Below are 3,334 nucleotides of genomic sequence, written 5' to 3' on the forward strand. Positions count from 1 at the left end.
TGCCAAGGACGCCCGCTCAGACAGCTTCCCGTATGTCGTGGCGGCCTGACGGCCTGATCACCGCCTGAAGTCATGGGCCCCGCGGTATCGCGCGCGCAGCAGCAGCCCGGTGGGTGCCCAAGTCAGCTGAGCGCGGCATGGCCGCATTGGCCTCGGTTCGGTGTCATCCGGCCGTCTCCTCATGGCGCGCGAGCGCGAACACGAACCAGGCGATGGCGCAGACTGCGGCCGACATCAGCAGGGCCCAGCCAGTGCCTGCGGCGATCGCGGCACCCATGACGACGACGCCGAGGGTGGCGCCGACCTGCCGCACGGCGTTGAGCAGGCCGCCCACCGCACCGGCCGTGCCCGCCGGGGCGACGCCGACAAGGGCCGCGACCAGCGCAGGCAAGGCGTAGGAGACGCCGAAGCCGGTCATCAGCAGGCCCACCGCGAGCCAGATGTAGCCGCCGTCGGCGAAGACCACGCCTGCCAGCACAGCACCTCCAGCGGCCAGCAGAGCCAAACCGGCCAGGATCGGACGGCGAGGACCCACCCGTGCCACGATCTTGCCCGTGAACGGCGGATTGGCCGCGAAGGGAACCGTCAGCGGCAAGAACGCCAGCCCGGTCTGCAGCGGGTCCAGGTGTCGCTCCTGCTGCAACAGCAGCGGCAGCACGAACAACCCTCCGGTCAACGCGAAGTTCACCGCCGCGGCGGCCAGCAATCCAGCCCGCACCCGGCCTGACCGCAGCAGAGCCCGGTTCAGGACCGGCGCCTGGCTGTGGCGCTCCAGGCCGCAGAACGCCAGCGCCGACACCCCGAACCCCACCGATGACCACGCGGCGTGGGCCCACGCCTGCGAACCGGCGGCGATCAGCGCGTCCGTGAAGAGGGCCAGCACTGCGGCGGCTGCTAACTGGGCGGGCCAGTCGATCCGGCGGTCACTGCGCGGGCAGGCCACCGCCCGGCCCAGCGTCAGCGCCAGCACCACCAGGCCGATGGGCACATTGACCAGGAAAATAGACCGCCATCCGGCCGCGCCGACCAAGGCGCCGCCCGCGATCGGACCGGCCGCAACGGCCGCGCCGCTGATCGCGGCCCATGCCGAGACCGCGCGCGCCCGTGCCGCCCGTTCTGGGTAGAGCTGGGCGATCATCACCATCGAGGCGGGCACGCACGCCGCCGCGGCGACCCCCGAGATTGCGCGCAGGAGGACCAGGGCCCACAGCCCCGGGGCGAACGCACTGAGCAAGGATGCGAGCGTGAAGACCGTGATCCCGGCCCGGAAGAGCCGCTCGGCACCGAATCGGTCCGCCGCTGCCCCCGCCGACAGCAGCAGCGCGGCGAACGCCACGGTGTAGCCGGCGGTCGCCCACTGCAAACCGGCCATCGAGGTGTCGAGAGACGACGCCAGATCAGGCTCGGCGACCGACAGCACTGTCATGTCCAGCAGCACCATGAAGTAGCCCAGCGAAATGCCCGTCAGGGCGCTGGAACGCCCCCACGGCGAATGGAGATTCGCCCCTGCGGGTGCAAATGAACTCAAAAGGGTCATAACTGGGACAGCTCCCCGAAGCGAAGACGACAGTGGGAAGGACGCCAACACTGTGCGTTTCGGCAGGTCAACAGCTCCACCGCCGCAGCCGCACGACGCGTTCGGAATTTCCGAACGCTCCGGGCTGTTTCTCCGCGTGTGGAGCTACGCCAACTCAGGACCTTCGAGGCTGTCGTCCGCCACCGAACCGTGACCGATGCCGCCGTCGCGCTCGACCTCGCCCCCTCGTCCGTCTCCCAGCAGATCCGGACCCTCGAGGAAGCACTCGACGTGGCCCTGTTCGTGCGCGGCCCCAAGGGAATGGAGCTGACCCCCGCCGGACAACGGCTGCAGGGATGGACACGGTCCCTGCTCGACCAGGCCAAGCAGGCCACCCGCGACGTCAGAGGCGAACGGCAACTGCTCCGGCTCGGCGCGCTGGAAACCCTCGCCGGCTCCTACGTGCCCCAGGTGTTCGCCCGATTCGCCGAACGCCGGCCCGACATCGACCTTGAGATCCACTCCGAACGCGCCCGTGACGGCCTCCTTGCCGACGTGATCGAGGGACGACTCGAAGCCGCCCTGCTGCTGGATTCCGGCGACGACGTCGGCGGACTCGGCTTCCCCGCTCCCGCCGAACCGCTCACCTTCATCGACCTTGACCCGGTCCCCCTCGCACTGGTATCCGAGCCTGCCCACCCGCTCGCCGCCCGAGCGGCACTGACTCCCGATGACCTCAAGCACGAGCGGCTCCTGGTCAACGTGCCGGAGTGCTCGTTCTGGATGGCCGGTAACAAGATCCTGGGCTCCGGTCCGAGACGGATCAAAGTCGGAGGCGTCCCGGTGATGCGCGCATGGGCCGAGCACGGACTCGGAATCTCGCTGCTACCCCGGTTCGCGGTCGCCGACAGCCTCCGCTCCGGCGCCCTGATCCAACTCGACCTCCCACTCCCGGATCTCAGCCTGCGGCTGATCTGGCGAGAAGACCAGGAGTCGTTGCCTGGCATGCGCGACATCTTGTACGCCGCAGCCCGCCCCTGAACACCAGACCTCGCCGACCCACCGGGGAGAAACCCCTGTCCGCCATTGTGTAGGCCTTGCTGTCCGCCCCTGGGGCGATCTTCATGTCCGCTAACACATGGGCCGCTCGTACCGCTTTCGCGCAGGCTCGGAATGTTCCCGCGGCGTGACGACGGCAGCCGGAAATCAACGACGGACGAGATCGCAGCGTATCGCCGGCTGTTGCGTCCGCCTGATGCCCCGAAACAGCCCGCCTTCCTTGAACCGGCGACCATCAAATGAGAACTGCTGATACCGCTCGGACAGGTGTTCGGCTGTGATGTTGCGCTGAGCGGTCGGTATCGAACCCACGCCGGGCACCGGGTACCCGAGCCGGAAACCGCCATAGTCGATCGCCAGGGCGAGAACCCACAGGGCCAGCCGCATACCATCCCCGTATTGGGCGCCGATGAGCCACGGCACCGCGGACACGGCGAACCAGATGAAGATCCGGGCGGCCCGCCGTTCGGTCTGCGGCTCCTTACGCACCTTGGGCATGAGGAACAGCCCCGCCCGAGGTGGATCGCCACATAGGCACAGGCGAACACCAGACCACGTTCCCCGAACGCCTGCGGGATCGCGGTGGTCATCAGCAATACGCCGAACATCACCGCGATGACCAGCAGTTTGATCTCGACGCGCTCAGGATCGTATAGATCGGTGACGAGCGTGGTGATCGCCCATGTCCACCACACCGCGGCAAGCAGTACGAGTGGGCTTGACCCGATTCGACGGACAGGGTCGATAAGTTGATCTCAC

General features: G+C 68.4%; 3 protein-coding genes and 1 pseudogene. 1 reads left to right on the top strand and 3 read right to left on the bottom strand.

From position 1 onward, the window contains the following. Positions 1 to 163: 163 nt before the first annotated feature. Positions 164 to 1,537: an MFS transporter gene (locus AAH979_RS42720; protein ID WP_346263821.1), complete on the bottom strand. Its 1,374-nt coding sequence runs from the start codon at positions 1,535 to 1,537 to the stop codon at positions 164 to 166. A 138-nt stretch (positions 1,538 to 1,675) separates the two neighbouring features. Between AAH979_RS42720 and AAH979_RS42725 the strand changes: the two genes are divergently transcribed. Beyond that, positions 1,676 to 2,557, top strand: coding sequence for a LysR family transcriptional regulator (locus tag AAH979_RS42725; protein ID WP_346263822.1), 882 nt, complete (start codon positions 1,676 to 1,678; stop codon positions 2,555 to 2,557). Positions 2,558 to 2,722: 165 nt separating this feature from the next. Here the strand turns inward: AAH979_RS42725 and AAH979_RS42730 are convergent, their stop codons facing one another. Both AAH979_RS42730 and AAH979_RS42735 read right to left on the bottom strand, forming a co-directional pair. Next, positions 2,723 to 3,073, bottom strand: coding sequence for a low temperature requirement protein A (locus AAH979_RS42730; protein ID WP_346263823.1), 351 nt, complete (start codon positions 3,071 to 3,073; stop codon positions 2,723 to 2,725). A 71-nt stretch (positions 3,074 to 3,144) separates the two neighbouring features. After that, positions 3,145 to 3,270 (bottom strand): annotated as a pseudogene (locus AAH979_RS42735) (low temperature requirement protein A); the annotation flags it as partial. Positions 3,271 to 3,334: the final 64 nt, after the last annotated feature.

The sequence above is a fragment of the Plantactinospora sp. ZYX-F-223 genome (genome assembly GCF_039649625.1).
Classification (GTDB): Bacteria; Actinomycetota; Actinomycetes; order Mycobacteriales; family Micromonosporaceae; genus Plantactinospora.